General features: G+C 71.9%; 15 protein-coding genes and 2 pseudogenes. 13 read left to right on the plus strand and 4 right to left on the minus strand.

Going from position 1 to position 21858, the window contains the following annotated elements; all coding sequences use genetic code 11:
* Positions 1-140: 140 nt before the first annotated feature.
* From uvrA to OP18_RS16315, 13 genes and pseudogenes are all read left to right on the plus strand, one after another.
* Positions 141-3098: pseudogene (gene uvrA, locus OP18_RS16255) on the plus strand (excinuclease ABC subunit UvrA); the annotation flags it as partial.
* A gap of 540 nt (positions 3099-3638) precedes the next feature.
* On the plus strand, positions 3639-4148 hold the full coding sequence (locus OP18_RS16260; RefSeq protein ID WP_052386816.1) for a Rieske (2Fe-2S) protein: 510 nt from the start codon (positions 3639-3641) through the stop codon (positions 4146-4148).
* 122 nt (positions 4149-4270) lie between these two features.
* Complete coding sequence (locus OP18_RS16265; RefSeq protein ID WP_033359739.1) at positions 4271-4702, plus strand: Rieske (2Fe-2S) protein; 432 nt, start codon at positions 4271-4273, stop codon at positions 4700-4702.
* Positions 4703-4799: 97 nt separating this feature from the next.
* A pseudogene (gene uvrC, locus OP18_RS16270) lies at positions 4800-6755 on the plus strand (excinuclease ABC subunit UvrC); the annotation flags it as partial.
* A 470-nt stretch (positions 6756-7225) separates the two neighbouring features.
* Complete coding sequence (gene rapZ, locus OP18_RS16275) at positions 7226-8122, plus strand: RNase adapter RapZ (RefSeq protein ID WP_211273567.1); 897 nt, start codon at positions 7226-7228, stop codon at positions 8120-8122.
* Positions 8119-9303, plus strand: coding sequence for a gluconeogenesis factor YvcK family protein (locus OP18_RS16280; protein WP_081970808.1), 1185 nt, complete (start codon positions 8119-8121; stop codon positions 9301-9303). Before rapZ ends, OP18_RS16280 begins: the two co-directional genes overlap by 4 nt.
* A complete protein-coding gene (gene whiA / locus OP18_RS16285) occupies positions 9294-10274 on the plus strand; it encodes a DNA-binding protein WhiA (protein ID WP_033359740.1) in 981 nt (326 codons plus the stop codon). The genes OP18_RS16280 and whiA overlap by 10 nt, the downstream gene beginning before the upstream one ends.
* Positions 10275-10539: 265 nt before the next feature.
* Complete coding sequence (gene gap / locus OP18_RS16290) at positions 10540-11544, plus strand: type I glyceraldehyde-3-phosphate dehydrogenase (protein ID WP_033359741.1); 1005 nt, start codon at positions 10540-10542, stop codon at positions 11542-11544.
* Complete coding sequence (locus OP18_RS16295; RefSeq protein WP_033359742.1) at positions 11541-12728, plus strand: phosphoglycerate kinase; 1188 nt, start codon at positions 11541-11543, stop codon at positions 12726-12728. The genes gap and OP18_RS16295 overlap by 4 nt, the downstream gene beginning before the upstream one ends.
* A gap of 3 nt (positions 12729-12731) precedes the next feature.
* Complete coding sequence (gene tpiA / locus OP18_RS16300) at positions 12732-13514, plus strand: triose-phosphate isomerase (RefSeq protein WP_033359743.1); 783 nt, start codon at positions 12732-12734, stop codon at positions 13512-13514.
* Between the two features lie 236 nt (positions 13515-13750).
* On the plus strand, positions 13751-15454 hold the full coding sequence (locus OP18_RS16305; protein WP_081970809.1) for an ABC transporter substrate-binding protein: 1704 nt from the start codon (positions 13751-13753) through the stop codon (positions 15452-15454).
* Positions 15455-15515: 61 nt separating this feature from the next.
* Entirely contained in the window at positions 15516-15773 is a 258-nt protein-coding gene (gene secG / locus OP18_RS16310; protein WP_033359745.1) for a preprotein translocase subunit SecG, read from the plus strand.
* A gap of 122 nt (positions 15774-15895) precedes the next feature.
* Positions 15896-16234 (plus strand): RNA polymerase-binding protein RbpA, encoded by a 339-nt coding sequence (locus OP18_RS16315; protein WP_081970810.1) that lies wholly within the window; start codon positions 15896-15898, stop codon positions 16232-16234.
* A 387-nt stretch (positions 16235-16621) separates the two neighbouring features.
* On the opposite strand, the gene pgl is transcribed toward OP18_RS16315, so the two are convergent.
* From pgl to OP18_RS51220, 4 genes are read right to left on the minus strand one after another with little or no spacing between them, the layout of a single operon-like run.
* The gene (gene pgl / locus OP18_RS16320) at positions 16622-17383 is read right to left on the minus strand and encodes a 6-phosphogluconolactonase (protein WP_033359747.1); all 762 of its coding nucleotides are present in this window, start codon (positions 17381-17383) and stop codon (positions 16622-16624) included.
* Positions 17380-18387, minus strand: coding sequence for a glucose-6-phosphate dehydrogenase assembly protein OpcA (locus OP18_RS16325; RefSeq protein ID WP_033359748.1), 1008 nt, complete (start codon positions 18385-18387; stop codon positions 17380-17382). Before OP18_RS16325 ends, pgl begins: the two co-directional genes overlap by 4 nt.
* Positions 18388-18418: 31 nt before the next feature.
* Positions 18419-19936, minus strand: coding sequence for a glucose-6-phosphate dehydrogenase (zwf, locus tag OP18_RS16330; RefSeq protein WP_033359805.1), 1518 nt, complete (start codon positions 19934-19936; stop codon positions 18419-18421).
* 5 nt (positions 19937-19941) lie between these two features.
* On the minus strand, positions 19942-21858 hold the full coding sequence (locus OP18_RS51220) for a hypothetical protein (RefSeq protein WP_156089557.1): 1917 nt from the start codon (positions 21856-21858) through the stop codon (positions 19942-19944).

The raw sequence follows: 21858 nt of genomic DNA on the forward strand, positions 1-21858 counted from the left end.
CCCCGTTCGGGCGCGGAAAATTGTCATACCCCCTGGCTAGAGTTGTCGGCTGGCACCGAGACGGTGCCCGAACCGGACAAAATCGCTGCTGCCGGACTCTTTGCCGCTGCTGGCGGACATATTCACTGCCAAGGGGAAGCATGTCGGATCGTCTGATCATCCGTGGCGCTCGGGAGCACAACCTCCGCGACGTCAGTCTCGACCTGCCACGCGACGCGATGATCGTCTTCACCGGGCTGTCCGGCTCGGGCAAGTCGAGCCTCGCGTTCGACACGATCTTCGCCGAGGGGCAGCGGCGCTATGTCGAGTCGCTGTCGTCGTACGCGAGACAGTTCCTCGGCCAGATGGACAAGCCCGACGTGGACTTCATCGAGGGCCTGTCGCCGGCGGTCTCCATCGACCAGAAGTCGACCTCGCGCAACCCGCGCTCGACGGTCGGCACGATCACCGAGGTCTACGACTACCTGCGACTGCTGTATGCGCGCATCGGCGAGCCGCACTGCCCCGTCTGCGGCGAGCTGATCACGCGCCAGACGCCGCAGCAGATCGTCGACCGGGTCCTGGCGATGGAGGAGGGCACCCGCTTCCAGGTCCTCGCCCCGGTCGTGCGCGGGCGCAAGGGCGAATACCTTGACCTGTTCCAGGAGCTGCAGTCCAAGGGCTATGCCCGGGCCCGCATCGACGGCGTGGTGCACCCCCTCACCGAGCCGCCGAAGCTCAAGAAGCAGGAGAAGCACACCATCGAGGTGGTCGTCGACCGGCTCTCGGTGAAGGCCTCCTCCAAGCAGCGGCTCACCGACTCCGTCGAGACCGCGCTCAAGCTCGCCGCCGGCATCGTCATCCTCGAGTTCGTCGACCTGCCCGAGGGCGACGAGCACCGCGAGCGGCTCTTCTCCGAGCACCTCGCCTGCCCCAACGAGCACCCGCTGTCGATCGAGGACCTCGAGCCGCGGTCGTTCTCGTTCAACGCGCCGTATGGCGCCTGCCCCGACTGCACCGGCATCGGCACCAAGAAGGAGGTCGACCCGGAGCTGATCGTGCCCGACCCCGAGCAGACGCTGCGCGGCGGTGCGATCGCGCCCTGGGCCACCGGCCACACCCTGGAGTATTTCCTGCGCCTGCTGGAGGCCCTCGGCGCGGAGGAGGGCTTCAACCTGGACACCCCGTGGCGGGCGCTGTCCTCGCGCGCGCAGAAGTCGATCATGTATGGGTCGGACGACCAGGTCCACGTGCGCTACCGCAACAAGTACGGGCGCGAACGTTCCTACTACACCGGCTTCGAGGGCGTGGTGCAGTGGATCGAGCGCCGGCACGCCGACACGGAGAGCGACTGGTCCCGCGACAAGTACGAGGGCTACATGCGCGACGTGCCGTGCGGCACCTGCGGCGGCAGCCGGCTCAAGCCGGAGATCCTCGCGGTCACCATCGCCGGGCACAGCATCGCCGACATCTGCAACCTGTCCGTCGGTGACTGCGCCGAGCTGCTGGGCGCGATGACCCTCACCGACCGGCAGAAGCTCATCGCCGAGCGGGTCCTCAAGGAGATCAACGCCCGGCTGCGGTTCCTCGTCGACGTCGGCCTCGACTACCTGTCCCTCGACCGCGCCTCGGGCACCCTGTCCGGCGGCGAGGCGCAGCGCATCCGGCTCGCCACCCAGATCGGCTCCGGCCTCGTCGGCGTGCTCTACGTGCTCGACGAGCCCAGCATCGGCCTGCACCAGCGCGACAACCACCGGTTGATCGAGACCCTGACCAGGCTCAAGCGCCTCGGCAACACGCTGATCGTCGTCGAGCACGACGAGGACACGATCCGCACCGCCGACTGGATCGTCGACATCGGCCCCGGCGCCGGCGAGCACGGCGGCCGGGTCGTGCACAGCGGGCCCTACGAGGAGCTGGTGACCGCCGAGGAGTCGGTGACCGGCGCCTATCTCGCCGGGCGGCGCAGCATCCCGACGCCGCAGATCCGCCGCCCCCGGACGCCGGGCCGCGAGCTGGTCGTCGTCGGCGCCCGCGAGCACAACCTGCAGAACCTGACCGTCCCGTTCCCGCTCGGGCAGTTCGTCGCGGTGACCGGCGTGTCCGGCTCCGGCAAGTCGACCCTGGTCAACGACATCCTGCACGCGGTGCTCGCCAACGTCGTCAACGGCGCCCGCCTGGTGCCCGGGCGGCACACCCGCATCTCCGGGCTCGAGCAGGTGGACAAGGTCGTCGGCGTCGACCAGTCGCCGATCGGCCGCACCCCGCGGTCCAACCCCGCGACCTACACCGGCGTGTTCGACAACGTCCGGAAGCTGTTCGCCGAGACCACCGAGGCCAAGGTCCGCGGCTACGGCCCGGGTCGCTTCTCGTTCAACGTCAAGGGCGGCCGCTGCGAGGCGTGCGCCGGCGACGGCACGATCAAGATCGAGATGAACTTCCTGCCCGACGTGTACGTGCCCTGCGAGGTCTGCAAGGGTGCCCGGTACAACCGCGAGACCCTCGAGGTGCACTACAAGGGCCGCACGATCGCGGAGATCCTCGACATGCCGATCGAGGAGGCCGCGGGCTTCTTCGAGGCGATCCCGGCGATCCACCGGCACCTCAAGACGCTCAACGACGTCGGCCTGGGCTACGTGCGCCTCGGCCAGCCCGCCCCGACGCTGTCCGGCGGTGAGGCGCAGCGGGTCAAGCTGGCCTCGGAGCTGCAGAAGCGGTCCACCGGCCGCACCGTGTACGTGCTGGACGAGCCCACCACGGGGCTGCACTTCGAAGACATCCGCAAGCTGCTGATCGTGCTGCAGAGCCTGGTCGACAAGGGCAACACCGTCATCGTCATCGAGCACAACCTCGACGTCATCAAGTCCGCCGACTGGATCATCGACATGGGTCCGGAGGGCGGTCACAAGGGCGGCACGGTCGTCGCCGTCGGCACGCCGGAGGAGGTCGCGGACATCGCCGAGAGCCACACCGGCCAGTTCCTGCGGCCCGTCCTGGGGCTCAAGGGCAGCGCCGACGACGACACGCCGCGCGACACCACGGCCCGCGACCGGGCGGCCAAGGCCAACGGCGCCGGCGCGGGCACCGCCCGCCCCTCGTCGACCCGCAGGTCGACGGCGCCGCGGACCCGCTCGGCGGCCACCACGGTCGAGCCCGACGACCTGCCGGACGCCGACGAGCCGGCGCCGGCGCGCCGTCCCGCCAAGACCGCGGCGGCGAAGGCGGCGAAGGCGGCTCCGGCCAAGAGCGCGGCGGCCCGGGCCACGGCGGCGAAGGGTGCCGCCGGGGCGAAGGCCATCCCGGCGGCGGCGCCCGCGAAGCGCGCACCCGCGAAGAAGGCGGCGGCGAAGGGCTGACCTCCGGCGGCCGCACCGTCCGCGTCGGCTGCCGGGTGCGGACGGTGGTCGGCGGCCGCCCGCCGGGTGCCGTCCGGCGCGGCGGCCGGTGGGTGCCTGTCACGCGGTCGGCCTGCTCGGGTCGGCCGGTCTGCTCGGGTCGGCCGGTCTGCGCCCGCTGCGTGTGCTGCGCCGCCGGTCGCGCCCGCGCCGGGCTGGTCGTGCCTGCGCGGGGCGGCCGGTGGTCGCCGTGGGACCTTGGGGCGGTGAAGATCCCGCGCTGCTACGGTGGCCGCTGGCGAGGCCTGACCCCAGGAGGAAGACGTGCCAGTCGAGGACGTGTTCAACCCCTGCTCCGCCCGGCGGGCGCTGCTGCTGGGCGCCGGTGCCCTCGGTGTGGCGGTGCTGGCCGGCTGTGGCGACGACGAGCAGCCCCCGGCAGCCGCCGGCAGTCAGCCGGCGCCGTCGGCCCCGCCGAGCACGGCGGGCAACCCGTTCGACAACACCGCCCCCGCGGCGGGACCCAGCGACGCCGCCCCGCCGGCGGGTGCGCTCGTCGCGGTCAAGGAGGTCCCCGTGGGCGGCGGGGTGATCGCCAAGGACACCATCCTTGTGGTGCAGGCCAAGGCGGGGACGTTCAAGGCGTACCAGGCCGGCTGCCCGCACCAGGGTGTCCTGGTGGACCCTCCGTCGCCCGGCGCGACGACGATCATGTGCCCGGGCCACAACTCCCAGTTCAAGATCGCCGACGGGAGCCTGGCACGCGGTCCGGCGACGCGCGGGTTGAGCGCCGTGCCCGTAAAAGTGCAGGCGGGTTACGTGGTGGAGGCCTGAGCCCCTGCCGAAGGTCACGTGGAGGTAACGGATTATCAGAGTTTGTTGAGCATTGAACCGTACGCTCCATGATCTATGTATTTCCTGGCGTAGCCAGCAGGCCAACGACCTTGGAGGAGCCTATGAGTGACACGACTCGCCGTGCGGTGCTCGCCGGCGCGGCCGGTATCACGGCCGCGACGGTGCTCGCCGCCTGTGGAGACGACAGCGACGACAGCGGCGACAGCGGTTCGACCGGCAGCAACAGCACCGGCGGTGCCGCCGCGGGCGTCCTGGCGACCAAGGCCGACATCCCCGTCGGCGGCGGCAAGATCTTCAAGGACGGCGGCGGTGTTGTCGTCACTCAGCCCGAAGCCGGTCAGTTCAAGGCGTTCAGCTCGATCTGCACGCACCAGTCGTGCGTCGTCTCCGACGTCGCCGCCGGCGGGATCAACTGCAAGTGCCACGGCAGCGTGTTCTCCGCCGCCGACGGCTCGGTGAAGAACGGGCCGGCCACCAAGCCGCTGGCCGAGAAGGCGCTGAAGATCGACGGGGACAACATCTCCCTGGCGTAGTGCCCGGTGCCGGCACGGCACCGCAGACCGGGACGGGGACGGCCGAGAGGGGGCGGCCGGCCCCGTTTCTGTCGTACCCCCCGGATACGCTCGAAGCGTGCCAGATCCGTCCACGTATCGACCGGCGCCGGGGACCATTCCCGACACGCCGGGGGTCTACCGGTTCCGCGATCCGTCGGGCCGCGTCATCTACGTGGGCAAGGCGAAAAGCCTCCGGCAGCGGCTCAACTCCTACTTCGCCGACGTGTGGACGCTGCACGCCCGCACGCAGCAGATGGTCACCACGGCCGCGAAGGTCGACTGGGTCACCGTCGGCACCGAGGTCGAGGCGCTGCAGCTCGAATACAACTGGATCAAGGAGTATGACCCGCGGTTCAACGTCCGTTACCGCGACGACAAGAGCTACCCGTATCTGGCGGTGACGCTCGACGAGGCATATCCGCGCCTGCAGGTGATGCGCGGCGCCAAGCGCAAGGGCGTGCGCTACTTCGGCCCCTATGCGCACGCCTGGGCGATCCGCGAGACCCTCGACCTGCTGCTGCGGGTGTTCCCCGCGCGGACCTGCTCGTCCGGCGTGTTCAAGCGGGCCGGCCAGATCGGCCGCCCCTGCCTGCTGGGCTATATCGGCAAGTGCTCCGCGCCGTGCGTCGACCGGGTCAGCGAGGAGGAGCACCGCCGCATCGTCGAGGACTTCTGCGACTTCATGGCCGGCAAGACCGACACCATGGTCAAGCGGCTGGAGCGGGAGATGTATGCGGCGTCCGACGAGCTCGACTTCGAGCGCGCCGCCCGCATCCGCGACGACCTCGGCGCGCTGCGCCGGGCGGTGGAGAAGCAGGCGGTCGTCCTCGGCGACGGCACCGACGCCGACGTGGTCGCGTTCGCCGACGACCCCCTGGAGGCGGCGGTCCAGGTGTTCCACGTGCGGGGCGGCCGGGTCCGCGGCCAGCGCGGCTGGGTCGTGGAGAAGACCGAGGACCTCAGCGCCGGCGACCTCGTCCACCACTTCTGCAGCCAGATCTACGGCGCGGAGGCCGGCACCGACCCCGCCGACCTGCCCAAGGAGCTGCTCGTCCCCGAGCTGCCCGCCGACGTCGACGCGCTCGCCGACTGGCTGAGCAAGCTGCGCGGCAGCCGGGTGGCGATCCGCGTGCCGCAGCGCGGCGACAAGAAGACCCTCGCCGAGACCGTCGCCCGCAACGCCGAGCAGGCCCTCCAGCAGCACAAGCTGCGCCGCGCCGGCGACCTCAGCACCCGCAGCAAGGCCCTGGAGGAGATCGCCGAGGCGCTCGGCATGCAGACCGCGCCGCTGCGCATCGAGTGCTATGACGTCTCCCAGATCCAGGGCACCGACGTCGTGGCCAGCATGGTCGTCTTCGAGGACGGCCTGTCCCGCAAGAGTGAATACCGTCGCTTCGCGGTCAACGGCGCCACCGACGACGTGTCCGCGCTGTCGGAGGTGCTGCGCCGCCGGTTCGCCCGCTATCTCGACGCGAAGGTCGAGATCGACGAGCTCGCCACCGGCGATCCGGCCGACGACATCGACCCGTCCCGCCCCGGCATCGACCCCACCACCGGCCGGCCCCGCAAGTTCGCGTACCCGCCCCAGCTCGTCATCGTCGACGGCGGCCAGCCCCAGGTCAACGCCGCCGCCCAGGTCCTGCTCGACCTCGGCATCGACGACATCACCATCTGCGGCCTCGCCAAGCGCCTGGAAGAGGTGTGGCTGCCCGACGACGAGTTCCCGGTGATCCTGCCCCGCGCCTCCGAGGGCCTCTATCTGCTGCAGCGCGCCCGCGACGAGGCCCACCGGTTCGCCATCACGTACCACCGCCAGAAGCGCTCCAAGCGCATGACCGCCTCCACGCTGGACAACGTGCCGGGCCTCGGCGAGATCCGCCGCAAGGCGCTGCTGCGCCACTTCGGCTCGCTCAAGCGGCTGAAGGCGGCGACCGTCGAGGAGATCGCCGAGGTCCCGGGCATCGGCCGCCGCACCGCCGACGCGATCCTGACCGCCCTCAACGGCCCGCCCGCCACGCCGCCGCCCTCCGCGTCGGCGCCCGCACCGGCGACCGCATCGACCTCGGCGTCGGGGCCCGCATCGGCGCCCGCCACGCCGCCGGCCGCGGAGGCTCCGATCGCCCCGGCTCCCGGCGAAGTGTCGCAGGCAGAGGCGCCGCAGGCCGGGATGCTTGTCGAGACTTCATCGGCTACGGCGTCGCTCGGTGCCGCAACTCCGGTGACTGAGGTGCCGGAGGCCGCGGACCACGACGACCACGAAGACCCGGCATCGTCCGAGCGGGTCGCCGAGCATGTGTTCAAGGTGCCGTCGGCGCGCAAGGAGGACCTCTACGACGCTTCGGCCGCAGTGATCGAGTTGCTGACCGAGGATGCCGGGGACAGCGAGCCGCTGCCGGGTCGCGGCGAGCCCGGCGGTGCCTGAGGCGGGTGCGAGCGACCCGGAAAAGGTACAAACCGACCGAGCGGCCGGGGTGAGGGGCGGCACGACATAAACTCGTCGGCGTGGTGAGCGAAGAAGCGCCGGCAGCGCCCGACCGCACGGAGACCGACCTGGTCATCGTGACGGGGGTGTCCGGTGGTGGGCGTAGCACGGTCGCCCGGGCGCTGGAGAACGTCGGGTATTACGTCGTGGACAACCTGCCGCAGGCGTTGTTGCTCGACATGGCGGAGCTGGCATTCGCGGCGAGGGGCGCGGCGCGGCGGACGGCGATGGTGCTCGACGTGCGCAGTCACGCGTTCTCCACCGACCTGCCCGGCGCGGTGAAGTCGTTGCGGGAGCGCGGGTTCAACCCGCGGATGGTGTTCGTCGACGCCGACGACGAGGTGCTGATCCGGCGGTTCGAGAGCGTGCGCCGCTCGCACCCGCTGCAGGGCGGCGGCCGGCTCTCCGACGGCATCGCCGCGGAGCGCAAGCTGCTGCAGGAGGCCCGTGAGCAGGCCGACGTGCTCATCGACACCAGCCACCTCAACGTCAACCAGCTCCGCGGGCGCATCGAGGAGATGTTCGGCGAGGAGGACACGACCCAGATCAGGGTCACGGTGCTGTCGTTCGGGTTCAAGTACGGCCTGCCGCCCGACGCCGACTTCGTCCTCGACGCGAGGTTCCTGCCGAACCCGTACTGGGTGCCCGAGCTGCGGGAGCACACCGGCCGGGAGACCGACGTCAGCCGGTACGTGCTGGGTCAGCGCGGCGCGGTGACGTTCGTGGAGACGTACGCCCGGCTGATCAACGCCACGGCGCCCGGGTTCGAGCGGGAGGGCAAGCGGTACCTGACGATCGCGGTGGGCTGCACCGGTGGCAAGCACCGCAGCGTCGCGATCGCCGAGGAGCTGGCCCGGCGGCTCCGGGAGATGCGGCTCGCCGCCGCGCCGCAGCACCGCGATCTGGGGCGCGAATGAGCGTTGCGCGGCGCCGCGAGAACGGCGCGGCAAACGACCACGGCACGGTTACCGGCGCCAGCGCGGCCGCCCTCCACAGCGGACCCAACGGCACCGGCGCGCCGGACGGCAGCAAAGCCCCGGCCGGCGGCAAAGCCCCGGACGGCCGCAAAGCCCTCGACGGCGGCAATGCGCCGGACGGGAGCAGTGCGCCGCGGAGCGACCGTGCCCGGCGTCCCGTGCGGGTCGTCGCGTTCGGTGGGGGGCACGGGCTCTCCGCCTCCCTGCGCGCCCTGCGTCTCATCCACCGCGACACGCCCCTCGACATCACCGCCGTGGTCACCGTCGCCGACGACGGCGGCTCCAGCGGCCGGCTGCGCGCCACCCGCGACATCCTGCCGCCCGGCGACCTGCGCCAGGCCCTCGCCGCGCTCGCCGACGAGGAGGCGATCGCCGAGGTGTTCCAGCACCGGTTCACCGGCAGCGACGACCTCGCCGGGCATCCGGTCGGCAACCTCGTGCTGTGCGCGCTGATGGAGCTGGCCGGCGACCCGGTCGCCGCGCTGGACCAGGCGGCGGAGATGCTGCGCTGCGACGGCCGGGTGCTGCCCATGTCGCGGCAGCCGCTGCACATCGAGGCGGACCTGTCCGAGGGTGGCGAGTCCGTCACGGTGCGCGGTCAGCACGCCGTCGCGGTCACGTCGAAGACGATCGACCGGGTGCGGCTGGTGCCGGTGGCGCCCGAGGCCTGCGCCGAGGCGGTGCGGGCGACCCGGGACGCGGACTGGCTGCTGTTCGGGCCGGGGTCGTGGTTCACCAGCGTGATCCCGCACCTGCTGGTGCCGGAACTGGCCGCAGCGATCTCCATGACTGCGGCGAAGCGCCTGGTCACGCTGAATCTCGCGGCCGACAGCGAAACGGCTGGATTGACCCTGCCGGAACACCTGGCCGCCCTGCGTCGTTACCTACCCGGGTTACACGTCGATGTAGTTCTTGCGGACGGGAAAGCCGTAGGCGACCCCGAACCGGTCCATCGTGCGGCAGAATCGCTGGGTGCCCGTCTGGTGCTCGCGCCGGTGGCCGTCGCGGACGGGGCACCGCTGCACGACCCGCACGCGCTGGCCACAGCCCTGGAACCACTGCTGAGCAGCACCACCGACAGTTCGATTGAGCCCCGCGAGGTGACGACAGAATGGCGATGACCGCTGCGGTCAAGGACGAGCTGAGCAGGGTGGACGTAGCCAAACCCTGCTGCCGGCGCGCCGAGATGGCCGCGCTGCTCCGCTTCGCTGGCGGGTTGCACATCGTCTCCGGCCGGGTGGTCGTCGAGGCCGAGCTGGACACCAACGCGGCGGCCCGCCGGCTGCGCCGTGAGGTCTCCGAGGTGTACGGGTACCAGAGCGAGATCCACGTGCTCGCCTCCGGAGGGCTGCGCAAGGCCAGCCACTTCATCGTGCGGGTGGTCAAGGACGGCGAGGCGCTCGCCCGGCAGACCGGCCTGCTCGACGTGCGCGGCCGGCCCGTGCGCGGGCTCCCGCCGCACGTCGTGTCGGCCAACATGTGCTGCGCCGTCGCGGCGTGGCGCGGCGCGTTCCTGGCGCACGGCTCGCTGACCGAGCCGGGCCGCAGCTGCGCGCTGGAGATCACCTGCCCCGGCCCCGAGGCCGCGCTGGCCCTCGTCGGCGCCGCCCGGCGCATCGGCATCACCGCCAAGGCCCGCGAGGTGCGCGGCGTCGACCGGGTCGTGGTCAAGGACGGCGACGCGATCGCCGCGCTGCTCACCCGCATCGGCGCCCACCAGAGCGTCCTCACCTGGGAGGAGCGCCGGGTGCGCCGCGAGGTCCGGGCCACCGCCAACCGGCTCGCCAACTTCGACGACGCCAACCTGCGCCGCTCCGCCCGCGCCGCGGTCGCCGCCGCCGCCCGGGTCGCCCGCGCGATGGAGATCCTCGCCGACAACGCCCCCGAGCACCTGTTCAGCGCCGGTACGCTGCGGCTGGAGCACCGGCAGGCGTCGCTGGAGGAGCTCGGCGCCCTCGCCGACCCGCCGCTCACCAAGGACGCGATCGCCGGGCGTATAAGGCGTCTGCTCGCCCTGGCCGACAAGCGCGCCCGCGACCTCGGCATCCCCGACACGGAGTCCGCCGTCACCCCGGAGATGCTGGTCAGCTGACGTCCCGGCGGAGCACCTGGGGCCCCTGGGGCGGGTGGGGACAGCGAAACGACGCTGTGTGCTCAGACACCCCCGCGCGAGTTCGATGCCGTCCAGGCGATAGGGTTTTCCTGTTCGGCGACGAAGCCGTCCGTACGCCGCTCACGCGGCCGCTCCCCGCTCATGGGCCTCACCGATCAGGCCCCCGACCGGGCGAGCCATGATCACTCACGGGCGACCGGCATGGGCAACGGCCGGCCGCGACGAGGCGAGGAGATGTGTCGAAGTGACCATCCGGGTTGGCATCAACGGCTTCGGCCGCATCGGCCGCAACTTCTTCCGTGCGGCGCTGGCCAAGGGCGCTGACATCGAGGTTGTGGGCGTCAATGACCTCACCGACAACGCGACGCTGGCGCACCTGCTCAAGTACGACAGCATCCTGGGCCGCCTGCCCTACGAGGTGAAGGCGACCTCTGACGAGATCACGGTCAACGGCAAGACCTTCAAGGCGCTCGCCGAGCGCGACCCGTCGAAGCTGCCGTGGGGCGACCTGGGCGCCGACGTCGTCATCGAGTCGACCGGCATCTTCACCGACGCGGAGAAGGCCAAGGTCCACGTCGGCGCGGGCGCCAAGAAGGTCATCATCTCGGCGCCGGCCAAGGGCGAGGACTTCACCGTCGTCCTGGGCGTCAACGAGGACAAGTACGACGCGGCGAACCACACGATCATCTCCAACGCGTCGTGCACCACGAACTGCCTCGCGCCGATGGCCAAGGTCATCAACGACACGTTCGGCATCGAGCGTGGCCTCATGACCACGATCCACGCGTACACGCAGGACCAGAACCTGCAGGACGGCCCGCACAAGGACCTGCGTCGCGCCCGGGCCGCCGCGCTCAACATCGTGCCGACCTCGACCGGTGCGGCCAAGGCCATCGGCCTGGTGCTGCCGGAGCTCAAGGGCAAGCTCGACGGCTACGCGCTGCGCGTGCCGATCCCGACCGGCTCGGCCACCGACCTCACCGTCACCGTCGGCCGCGAGACCACGGTCGACGAGGTCAACGCCGCGGTCAAGGCCGCCGCCGAGGGCCCGCTCAAGGGCATCCTGACCTACACCGAGGACCCGATCGTCTCCAGCGACATCGTGACCGACCCGGCGTCGTGCATCTTCGACGCGGGCCTCACCAAGGTCATCGGCAACCAGGTGAAGGTCGTCGGCTGGTACGACAACGAGTGGGGCTACAGCAACCGCCTCGTCGACCTCGTCACGCTGGTCGGCACCGGCCTGTGAAGACGCTCGACGACCTCCTGAGCGAGGGCGTCGCGGGTCGGCGCGTGCTGCTGCGCGCCGACCTGAACGTCCCGCTCGACGGGGAGAAGATCACCGACGACGGGCGCATCCGGGCGGTCCTGCCGACGCTCAACGCGTTGCGTGAGGCCGGCGCGCGGGTGACCGTCGTGTCGCACCTGGGCCGCCCCAAGGGCGAGCCCGACCCGAAGTACACGCTGCGGCCGGTCGCCGGCCGGCTCGGCGAGCTGCTGGGCAAGCCGGTCGCGTTCGCCACCGACACGGTGGGGGAGTCGGCCCAGGCGGCCGTCTCCGGCCTCGGCGACGGCGACGTGGCCCTGCTGGAGAACCTGCGCTTCAACAAGGGTGAGACCAGCAAGGACGAGGCCGAGCGGGGCGCGTTCGCCGCGCAGCTGGCCGCGTTCGCCGACGTCTACGTCGATGACGCGTTCGGTGCGGTGCACCGCAAGCACGCCAGCGTCTTCGACGTCGCGGCGCTGCTCCCGCGGTACACCGGCGGCCTGGTCCAGCGCGAGCTGGACGTGCTGTCCAAGCTCACCGGCGACCCCGAGCGGCCGTATGTCGTGATCCTCGGCGGCTCGAAGGTCTCCGACAAGCTCGCCGTGATCGAGGCGCTGCTGCCGAAGGTCGACAGGCTGCTCATCGGTGGCGGCATGTGCTTCACCTTCCTCAAGGCGCAGGGCCACGAGGTCGGCAAGAGCCTGCTGCAGGACGAGATGGTCGCCACCTGCGCCGACCTGCTCGCCCGGGGCGGCGACAAGATCGTGCTGCCGGTCGACGTGGTGACCGCGGACAAGTTCGCCGCCGACGCGAAGACCCAGGTCGTCGCGGCCGGCGCGATCCCCGCCGACGAGCTGGGCCTGGACATCGGCCCGGAGTCGGTGGCGCTGTTCGCGCAGGCCGTCGAGTCGGCGAAGACCGTGTTCTGGAACGGGCCGATGGGCGTGTTCGAGCTGGCGCCGTTCGCGGCCGGCACGCGTGGTGTCGCCGAGGCGATCACCAAGATCGACGGTTTCAGCGTGGTCGGCGGCGGCGACTCGGCCGCGGCCGTGCGCGCGCTCGGCATCCCCGAGGACGGGTTCAGCCACATCTCGACCGGTGGTGGCGCGTCCCTGGAGTACCTCGAGGGCAAGGCGCTGCCCGGCATCACGGCACTGGAGGGCTGAGCGATGGCGGAGGCAACCGGACGCAGGCCGCTCATGGCCGGCAACTGGAAGATGAACCTCAACCACCTCGAGGCCATCGCCCTGGTGCAGAAGCTGGCGTTCAGCCTGAACGAGCAGCAGCTCAACGACGTTGAGGTGGTCGTGCTGCCGCCGTTCGTCGACATCCGCAGCGTGCAGACGCTGGTCGACGGCGACAAGCTGCTCATCGGCTACGGCGCGCAGGACCTGTCGCAGCACTCCTCCGGCGCGTACACGGGTGAGATCTCCGGCGCGATGCTGGCGAAGCTCGGCTGCCAGTACGTCGTCGTCGGGCACTCGGAGCGCCGCCAGTACCACGGCGAGGACGACGCGCTCGTCAACGCCAAGGTGAAGGCGGCCCTGGCCAACGGCATCGCCCCGATCCTGTGCGTCGGGGAGGGCCTGGCGGTCCGGGAGGCCGGCGAGCACGTGGGCTACACGCTCGCGCAGCTCGACGCCGCGCTGGAGAAGATCAAGACCGACGAGGTCGAGAAGATCGTCGTGGCGTACGAGCCGGTGTGGGCCATCGGGACCGGCAAGGTCGCGACCCCGCAGGACGCGCAGGAGGTCATCGGCGCGATCCGGACCCGCCTCGCGGAGAAGTACACGGGCGGCACCGCCGACCGTGTGCGCATCCTGTACGGCGGCTCGGTCAAGCACGACAACGTCGCCTCGATCATCGAGCAGTCCGACATCGACGGTGCGCTCGTCGGCGGCGCCAGCATCGACGCGGAGGGCTTCGTCCGCATCTGCCGCCTCGGCAAGTAACTGCTTCAAGACACAGCGTCGCGCGGTCCGGTTCCGGGCCGCGCGACGCTGTTTTGTATCCCACCCCAGGTTCCGCCCGCCATGAACGCCGCCTAAAGTGGCCTGGTCCGCAGCCCCGACACCGGGTTGCGGGCGCGCCCACGCACCAGCGAGGGCACGCACCCGCGCAGGTCGCGGGGCAACCAGCCAGGGCCGCCCGCCACGAACGGGCCGACCATGACGAGTGGGGAACGAGCATGCTCGCACAGCGTTTCGTTGCGTCGTTGGCCGGCCTGACGCTGCTCGCGACGGCGGCGGCCTGCAGCGACGCCGGCGCCGAGAACCAGCCGCAGCCGCCGCGGACCGGCGGGACGCTCCGCGTCGTCGTGAGCGCCAAGCCGGCCCACCTGGACCCGCAGCGCATCGCCACCGCGACCGAGGCCAACGTCAGCCGCCTCACCACCCGGACGCTCACCACGTTCCGCTCCGAGCCCGGCGCCGCCGCCAGCGAGATCGTCGGTGACCTGGCCACCGACGCCGGCCGGCCCAGCGAGGGCAACCGGGTCTGGGACTTCCAGCTCAAGGACGACATCCGCTGGGAGGACGGCTCCCCGATCACCTGCGCCGACGTCAAGTACGGCGTGGAGCGCAGCTTCTCCAGCCTGTTCTCGGTCGCCCAGCCGTACGCGAAGACGTACCTCGCCGGCACCGACAACTACGCGGGCCCGTTCGTGGGCGGCAACAACAACGGCAAGGGCCTGCAGTCGGTGCAGTGCGTCGACAACCGCAACATCAAGTTCACGCTGTCCCAGCCGGTCGGCGACTTCGGCTACACGGCGGCCATGTCCGTGTTCGCGCCGGTGCTCGCCAAGCAGGACACCAAGGGCGAGTACGACAAGAAGCCGTTCTCCAACGGGCCGTACAAGCTGCAGGAGAACACCGACCAGCAGCTCGTCTACGTCCGCAACCAGTACTGGGACCGCAAGACCGACAGCGTGCGCAAGGCGTACCCCGACAAGATCGTGATCGAGGCGAACGGCGACCTGCCGACCGTCACCTCGAACCTGCTGCAGAGCGAGGGCGACTGGGCCGACGCGATCGACCTGGACAAGAACGTCGCGCCGAACTTCGTCCAGCAGGTCGTGAACGACCCCGCCCTGTCCTCGCGGGCCGTGCAGGGCAGCTACGGCGGCATCCGGTACCTGTCGCTGAACACCAAGCGGATTCCCGAGCTGGACTGCCGGCGGGCCCTGGTCTTCGCCTTCAACAAGCGTAAGTTTCGCGCCGCGGCCGGCGGCTCCGTGTTCGGCGACTACGCCAACACGATGATCGCCCCGCAGCTGAAGGCCCACAAGGACTTCGACCTGTACGACAGCACCGCCAACGTCGAGGGCAAGCCGGACGTGGCGATGAAGCTGATGGACGACCAGCGCACCAAGGGCAAGCCCTGCGCCACGACGCTGACCCTGGCGATCCCGGAGCAGAAGGACATCCGGCGCCTGGCCACGACGATGGTCGAGACGTACCAGCAGATCGGCATCCAGATCAAGGTCAACGGCATCGATCCGGAGACGTACTTCGACGTCATCGGCAACCCGGCCAACACCAACGACCTGCTCTGGGCCGGCTGGATCCCCGACTGGGCCAACGGCTCGGCCGTCATCCCGCCGCTGTTCGACGGCCGCCTGATCCCGACCAAGGCCAACGCGACCAACAACCAGAACTACGCCCTGCTCAACGACCCCGAGATCAACAACGACATCACCGCGGCGCTCGAGGAGTCGGTGCCGGAGCGGCAGTACCTGCTCTGGGGCGAGCTCGACGAGAAGATCGCGAGCAAGGCCGTCGCCATCCCGATCATCTACATGAAGGCCCTGCGGATGTCCGGCACGAAGGTCCGGGGCGGGTTCATCCATCCGCAGTTCGGCCAGCCCGACCTGTGTGCCCTGGGGCTGGCCTAGTCCAGTAAGCTGGCGTCTGTTTTGCGATAGCTACTCCGCCCACCGAGAGGACGACCGCGCCATGACGGCGTTCGCCTACACCCTGATCGTGCTGCTCCTCATCACGAGCGTGCTGCTCACCATGCTCGTGCTGCTGCACCGCGGCAAGGGCGGTGGCCTGTCGAGCATGTTCGGCGGCGGCGTCTCGTCCAGCCTCGCCGGCTCGTCGGTCGCCGAGAAGAACCTCGACCGCTACACGCTGCTGGTCGGCATCATCTGGTTCGCCTGCATCGTGGGTCTTGGCCTCTGGCTGAAAATTGTCGAAAACGGTGGTGCCTGAGCACGCTCCGCGTTCTAGACTCATGCGCGCGGTCCGTTCAGCGGGCCGCGCGCAGGTGTTTTTCGCCCACACTCCTGCCTCCGCACGACGTCGCACCCCCCGACGAACAGGAGCGAGCAGCCGTGGCAGCTGGTAACGCCATCCGCGGGACCCGAGTCGGTGCCGGCCCCATGCGCTGGGCCGAGCGCGGTGACCAGGCCCCCCGCCGCAGGATCACCTACTGGTGCGCCAACGGGCACATGACCGAGCCCGCCTTCGCCGCCGAGATCACGCCCCCGGCCACCTGGGACTGCCCCCGGTGCGGCCTCCCCGCGGGCCAGGACGAGCAGGCCCCGCCGGAGCGCCCGCGCACCGAGCCGTACAAGACCCACCTGGCCTACGTGAAGGAACGCCGCTCCGCCGAGGACGGCGAGGCCATCCTGGCCGAGGCGCTCGCCCGCCTCCGCCAGCGTCGCGGCTAGCGCCTGCCGCGCGGACCCGCCCCGACCTGTTCGCCGACAGCGGACCGCAGACCGTAGCGACCCGGTGGATGCTGGGGTCAGGACCCCAGGGATCCACCGGGTCGCCGGCAGCGAGGGCCGCAGCGGGTGGGGCGCGGCCGCCGGCCGGCGCGGGGCAGGAGCACGGCGGCGGCACTCTCGCACGGGCGGTGGTGCACGTCGGCCCACCCGGAGCGCAGGGGTCATCCGGCCCCGGGGCCGCCGCGCCTGAGTGTTCTCCGCGCCTGGGTGTTCTCCGCGCCTGGGTGTCGGAGTGGCCCGCTCATCGTGCTGAGCAGGCGCGAGCCGGGCCGGCCGGATACGGTCGACGCGCCGACCCACAAGGAGTCGGCGCGTCGTGCCGGACCGCTACACGCCGCCGGGCAGGGCACCGGTGTCGACGAGCCACAGCGTCCGCGCCCGCCCGTGCACCCTCGCCGCCGGCAGCACCCCGGCAGCATCGGCAGCGCCGGGCGCACCCGACACGCTCGACAGTGCCTCGCGTACCGCGTCCGCCTTGCCCGCCCCCGACGCCAGCAGCCACACCTCGGCGGCCGTGTTCAGGGTCGGCACGGTCAGCGTGATCCGTACCGGCGGCGGCTTCGGGCTGTCGTGCACGTCCGCGACCGGCCGCGGGTCGGCGCCCACCGGGTGCCCCGGGAAGACGGACGCGACGTGCCCGTCCTCGCCGACACCGAGCAGCACCACGTCGAAGTGCGCGCCGGCGATCGCGGCCGCGTACGACGCCGCGGCGGCCGCCGCGTCCGAGCCGTGCGGGCCGTCGGAGGCGGGCATCGGCCGCACCCGCGCCGGGTCGACCGGCAGCGCCGCGAGGAAGGCGTCGCGGGCCTGGGTCTCGTTGCGGTCAGGGTCGCCGGACGGCAGGAACCGCTCGTCGCCCCACCAGAAGTCGACGCGGGACCAGTCGACGGCGTCGCGCGCCGGGTTGTCGCGGACCGCGGCGTAGATCTGCGCGGCGATGCGGCCGCCGGTGAGGACCACGGCCGCGACACCCCGCTCCGCCTGCGCGTCGGTGAGCCGGACGATCAGCCGGGCCGCGACGGCCTCGGCGAGCAGCTTCGGACCGTCGTGCACCACGACGGTGCGCGACGAGGGCTGGGGAGAGGTCATGAAGGGACGGGCTCCAGGGGAGTGGCTTCCGGACGCTCGGCGAGTGCCGGGTCCTTCCAGATGTGCACCCGCGGCGCCAGCCGCTCGTCGAGGTGCCGCCGGCCGGTCGCCGCGGCGAGGGCGGCGGCGTACGGCTGGTCCGGGTCGAGGCGGCGCAGCTCCTCGGCGAGCTCCTCGCCCAGCGGGCGGCGGCTCAGCGGCAGGATGCGGTCGGGCTGGCCGGTGCGCTGCAGGGTGGCGATGCCGGCGTTGAGGTCGCGGATCAGCTTCATGGTGCTGCCGTCGGCGAGCTCCATGTGCACCGCCTCCATGATCTTGCCCTGGCCGCTGCGGCGGGTCGGGTGGACGCCGAGCCGGGCCTCGAGCCAGCCGCCGAGCAGCGGCGCGGTCGGGTCGTTGTCGGGGGCGATGATCTCCACGGCCGTGACGCCGACGCGGTTGGCGTCGAAGGCGCCGGCGAGCAGCGTGCGCCACGGGGTGATCCGCGACCAGGACAGGTCGGTGTCGCCGGGCACGTAGTCGTCGGCGCGGATGCGCAGGTTGCCCACCGGGTCGGCGGCCTGGGCGCTGTCGGTGATGCGGCGGTCCGCGACGACGCCGAGCGGGTCGTACGCGATCCGCTCCGGCGGGGCGCACTGCCACCAGGTGACCACCGGCACGTCCGGCGCGAGCAGCGGCATGACGACCGACTCGGCGTGCAGCGCGAGCCGGCCCTGCATCCGCATGACGACCGCCTCGCAGGGGCCGAGCCGCCCGCCGACGACGATCTCCGCGTCGAGGCGGGACCGCTGCTGGGTGACGTCGGCGCGCACGATGATGAGCAGCCGGCACGGGTGCGCCGACGCGGCGATGGTCGCGGCCGCCTCGGCCTCCCGGACCTGCCGCTCGTCGACGACGGCGACGAGGGTGAGCGCGAGGCCGCTGGTGAGCCCGCCGGCGCTGCGACGCTCGTTGGCCAGGGCCTTCACGACCTCGATGCCGGTGGTGTCCCAAAGTCCGATCATGACCAGTTCCCCTTCAACGTCGACACGGGACCTAGGCCCGGCGCCAGGCGCGGCCCTCGCGGGCCAGCATCTCGTCAGCGGCTCGCGGACCCCATTCGCCCGCGCGGTACGGCTCGGGCGTCGAACCCGCCCACGCCTCCTCCAGCGGGTCGATCACGTTCCAGCTCGCCTCGACCTCGGCCGAGTCGGGGAACAGCGTCTTGTCGCCGACGAGGACGTCGAGGATCAGCCGCTCGTACGCCTCGGGGCTGGCGTCGGTGAACGCCTCGCCGTACTGGAAGTCCATCGCGATGTCGCGGACCTCCATCGTCGTGCCGGGCACCTTCGAGCCGAACTTCAGCATCACGCCCTCGTCGGGCTGCACCCGGATGACGAGCTGGTTGTGCCCGAGCATCTCCACGTCCGTCTGGTGGAACGGCAGGTGCGGCGCCTTCTTGAACGAGATCGCCAGCTCCGTGACCCGGCGCGGCATGCGCTTGCCGGCCCGCACGTAGAACGGCACCCCGGCCCAGCGGCGGTTCTGCACGCCGAGGCGGATCGCCACGTACGTCTCGGTCCTGGAGTTCGGCGGGACGTCCTTCTCCTCCAGGTAGCCGGCGACGCGCTCGCCCGCGACCCAGCCGGTGAGGTACTGGCCGCGCACCGTGTTGGTGAACACGTCGGTCGGCACGGTGATCGCGTTGAGCACCTTGAGCTTCTCGGTGCGGATCGCGGTCGCGTCGAACGCGGTCGGCTCCTCCATCGCGACGAGCGCGAGCAGCTGCAGCAGGTGGTTCTGCACGACGTCGCGGGCGGTGCCGACGGTGTCGTAGAACCCGGCGCGGGTGCCGATGCCGACGTCCTCGGCCATCGTGATCTGCACCGAGTCGACGTAGTTGGAGTTCCACACCGGCTCGAACAGGTTGTTCGCGAAGCGCAGCGCCAGGATGTTCTGGACCGTCTCCTTGCCCAGGTAGTGGTCGATGCGGAACACGTCCTGCGCGGTGAACGCGTCGTCGACCAGGTCGTTGAGCTGCCGCGCGGTGGCCAGGTCGTAGCCGAACGGCTTCTCCACCACGACCCGCCGCCAGCCGCCGGACTTCGCGTTGTCGGACATGCCGGTGCGCTCGAGCTGCTTGAGCACGACCGGGAACGCCGACGGCGGGATCGACAGGTAGAACGCCGCGTTGCCGGGGATGCCGGCCTCGTCGTGCAGGTCGTTGAGGGTCTGCGCCAGGTGGTCGAACGCCGCGTCGTCCTCGAACGAGCCGGGCACGAACTTGATGTTGCCGGCGAGCCGGGCCCACACCTCCTCGCGCCACGCCGTGCGGGCCCCGTTCTGCGCGGCCTTGCGGGCGAGGTCCTCGAAGTCGCCGTCGCCCCAGTCGCGCCGGGCGAAGCCGAGCACCGCGAAGCTGGGCGGCAGCAGTCCCCGGTTGGCCAGGTCGTAGACCGCCGGGATGAGTTTCTTGCGGGCAAGGTCACCGGTGACGCCGAAGATGACCAGCGCGCACGGCTCGGGAATCCGAGGCAGTCGCCGGTCCTGCGGGTCCCGCAAGGGATTGGTCATCACACTCACCCTCCGAGGGCGGCCAACAGTTGGTCGATACCGGCTTTCCGGTCGGTCAGGTGCAGGTGGAGCAGCGGCAGTCCCCGGTCGAGCAGGGTCCGCCGGTCGTCGGCGGCCTCGGCGGCCTGCAGGTCGCCGAAGGTGTACGGGCGTCCGGGCACCGGCATGTCCACGGACACCGCACCGGTGATCTGGATGATCGACGCGGCGGCAGATGTACCCGCACCGACTCCGACGCCCGTAGCGGGCTGGACGGGTGCGCCGCCCCAGGCGAACGTCACGGCCCTGGCGACCCGGCCGGCCAGCCCGGTCCGCAGGGCGAGGGCCGCGGCGTCGGCGGTCCGGTCCAGGTGCGCGTGCACCACGAGGGTCCCGCCGGGCCGCACGGTCCGCGCGAACTCGTCCAGCACCCCGATCAGGGTCGTCGCGCCGGCGGCGCCGCGTGGCTCCGCGCGGCGGTGCACCTCGACGGCACCGTCGACGAACGCGGGCACCTCCGGCGGCAGCCCGACGTCCAGCACGCGCAGGATCCCTTCCTGCGATCCGGGCCCGGCCTGGCTCGCGGCGCCGTCGGCGGTCCAGGAGAAGCCGTTGAGCCCGGCGGCGGAGAATCCGGCCGGGGTGGCGTGACCGGCGGCAGCGGCGGACGGGGGCCCGGCCGCGTCGACGAGCCCAGCGATGGCGAGGGCCTGCTCCCAGGCGAGCAGCTGCGCGCCGAGCGGGCCGTTGACGGCGAGGTCGGGCGCGATGCCGCCGCCGGGCATGACCCCGGGGACGAGCGCCCCGCCGGTGGTCACGCTCAGCACGTCGGGGCCTTCGTGCCCCCAGCTGCTCGGCGTCTCCAGCACGACCGGCACGGCCCGCGAACCGGCGGCGGTGAGCAGCTCCGCCACCCACTCGCCGAGCCCGACGATGCCGCTGCCGTCGGGCGCGAGCGCGAGCTTGTCCCGCCCCGAAGCCACGGCGGCGGCCAGGGCCGCCCCGAGCGCGACCGCCGGATGCCCGAACCGCCCCGCGACGGATCCCGCGGACGCCTCGGACGCGGCAGACGCGGCAGCACCGCCGAAGCCGGTGGAGGCGCCCCCGGCAGCGGCAGCGGGGCCAGCACCAGGAGCGACAGCAGCGCCAGCGCCAGGAACACCGACAGCAGCGCCGGCAGCGGCGGCAGCACCAGGAGCGCCGGCAGCGGCGGGGGAGACGGCAGCGGGCGCGGCAGGCGCGACACCGCCCGAGCGGGCCGCCGGCAGGGCCGGGGTGAAGCCGGCCGACGGCAGCGCGAACCCGGCCGGCGCCGATCGCTGCCGTGGCGGCTCCGCCAGGGCGAACGCCTGCTCGACCAGGTCGCCGATGTCGGCGCCGGCCAGCCCGGCCGGCACCAGCGAGAACGCGGACAGCGCCCCCGGCTGGGCGAGGAACAGCTGCGCGCCCATCTCCAGGGCGGTCGTCGCCAGGGGCGAGCCGGGGACGGCGACGAAGACGAAGCGGCGGCCGAGGTCGTGGATGCCGTGGTGCTCGAACGCCTGCAGGTACGCCCGCCGGTGGCTGTCCGTCGCCAGCGGCGTCGACGTGGACGACGCCGAGGTGAGCACGACCACGGTGCGCTGCAGCCGGTCGGCCACGGCGGCCGCCACGCCGTGCGGGTCGGTGCCGGACAGGACGGTGAGCGGCACGCCGAGCGTGCGGGTGATCGCCTCGGCCGCGCGGGCCGAGGGGCCGCCGCCGGCGAGCACCACGCGGTCGAGGCCGACGGCTCGCAGCTCCGCCCGGAGCGCCGTGACCCGGGGCACCACGTCGTAGTCCGGGGACCACTCGGGCAGCTGGCCGGCGGTGGCGGTGCGGGCGTCGACCCCATCGGCGACGGCCGCGGCACCGAACACCGTGAGTCCGGCAGCCGCGGTGACGTCGTCGAGAAGATCAGGCAC

Origin of the sequence: Dactylosporangium aurantiacum, assembly GCF_000716715.1 — a bacterium.
Lineage (GTDB): Bacteria > Actinomycetota > Actinomycetes > Mycobacteriales > Micromonosporaceae > Dactylosporangium > Dactylosporangium aurantiacum.

Coding starts and splice junctions, on each gene's coding strand:
- tpiA (WP_033359743.1), top strand. CDS start 12,732: ATGGCGGAGGCAACCGGACGCAGGCCGCTCATGGCCGGCAACTGGAAG.
- OP18_RS16325 (WP_033359748.1), bottom strand. CDS start 18,387: ATGATCGGACTTTGGGACACCACCGGCATCGAGGTCGTGAAGGCCCTG.
- whiA (WP_033359740.1), top strand. CDS start 9,294: ATGGCGATGACCGCTGCGGTCAAGGACGAGCTGAGCAGGGTGGACGTA.
- OP18_RS16265 (WP_033359739.1), top strand. CDS start 4,271: ATGAGTGACACGACTCGCCGTGCGGTGCTCGCCGGCGCGGCCGGTATC.
- OP18_RS16305 (WP_081970809.1), top strand. CDS start 13,751: ATGCTCGCACAGCGTTTCGTTGCGTCGTTGGCCGGCCTGACGCTGCTC.
- secG (WP_033359745.1), top strand. CDS start 15,516: ATGACGGCGTTCGCCTACACCCTGATCGTGCTGCTCCTCATCACGAGC.
- zwf (WP_033359805.1), bottom strand. CDS start 19,936: ATGACCAATCCCTTGCGGGACCCGCAGGACCGGCGACTGCCTCGGATT.
- OP18_RS16280 (WP_081970808.1), top strand. CDS start 8,119: ATGAGCGTTGCGCGGCGCCGCGAGAACGGCGCGGCAAACGACCACGGC.
- pgl (WP_033359747.1), bottom strand. CDS start 17,383: ATGACCTCTCCCCAGCCCTCGTCGCGCACCGTCGTGGTGCACGACGGT.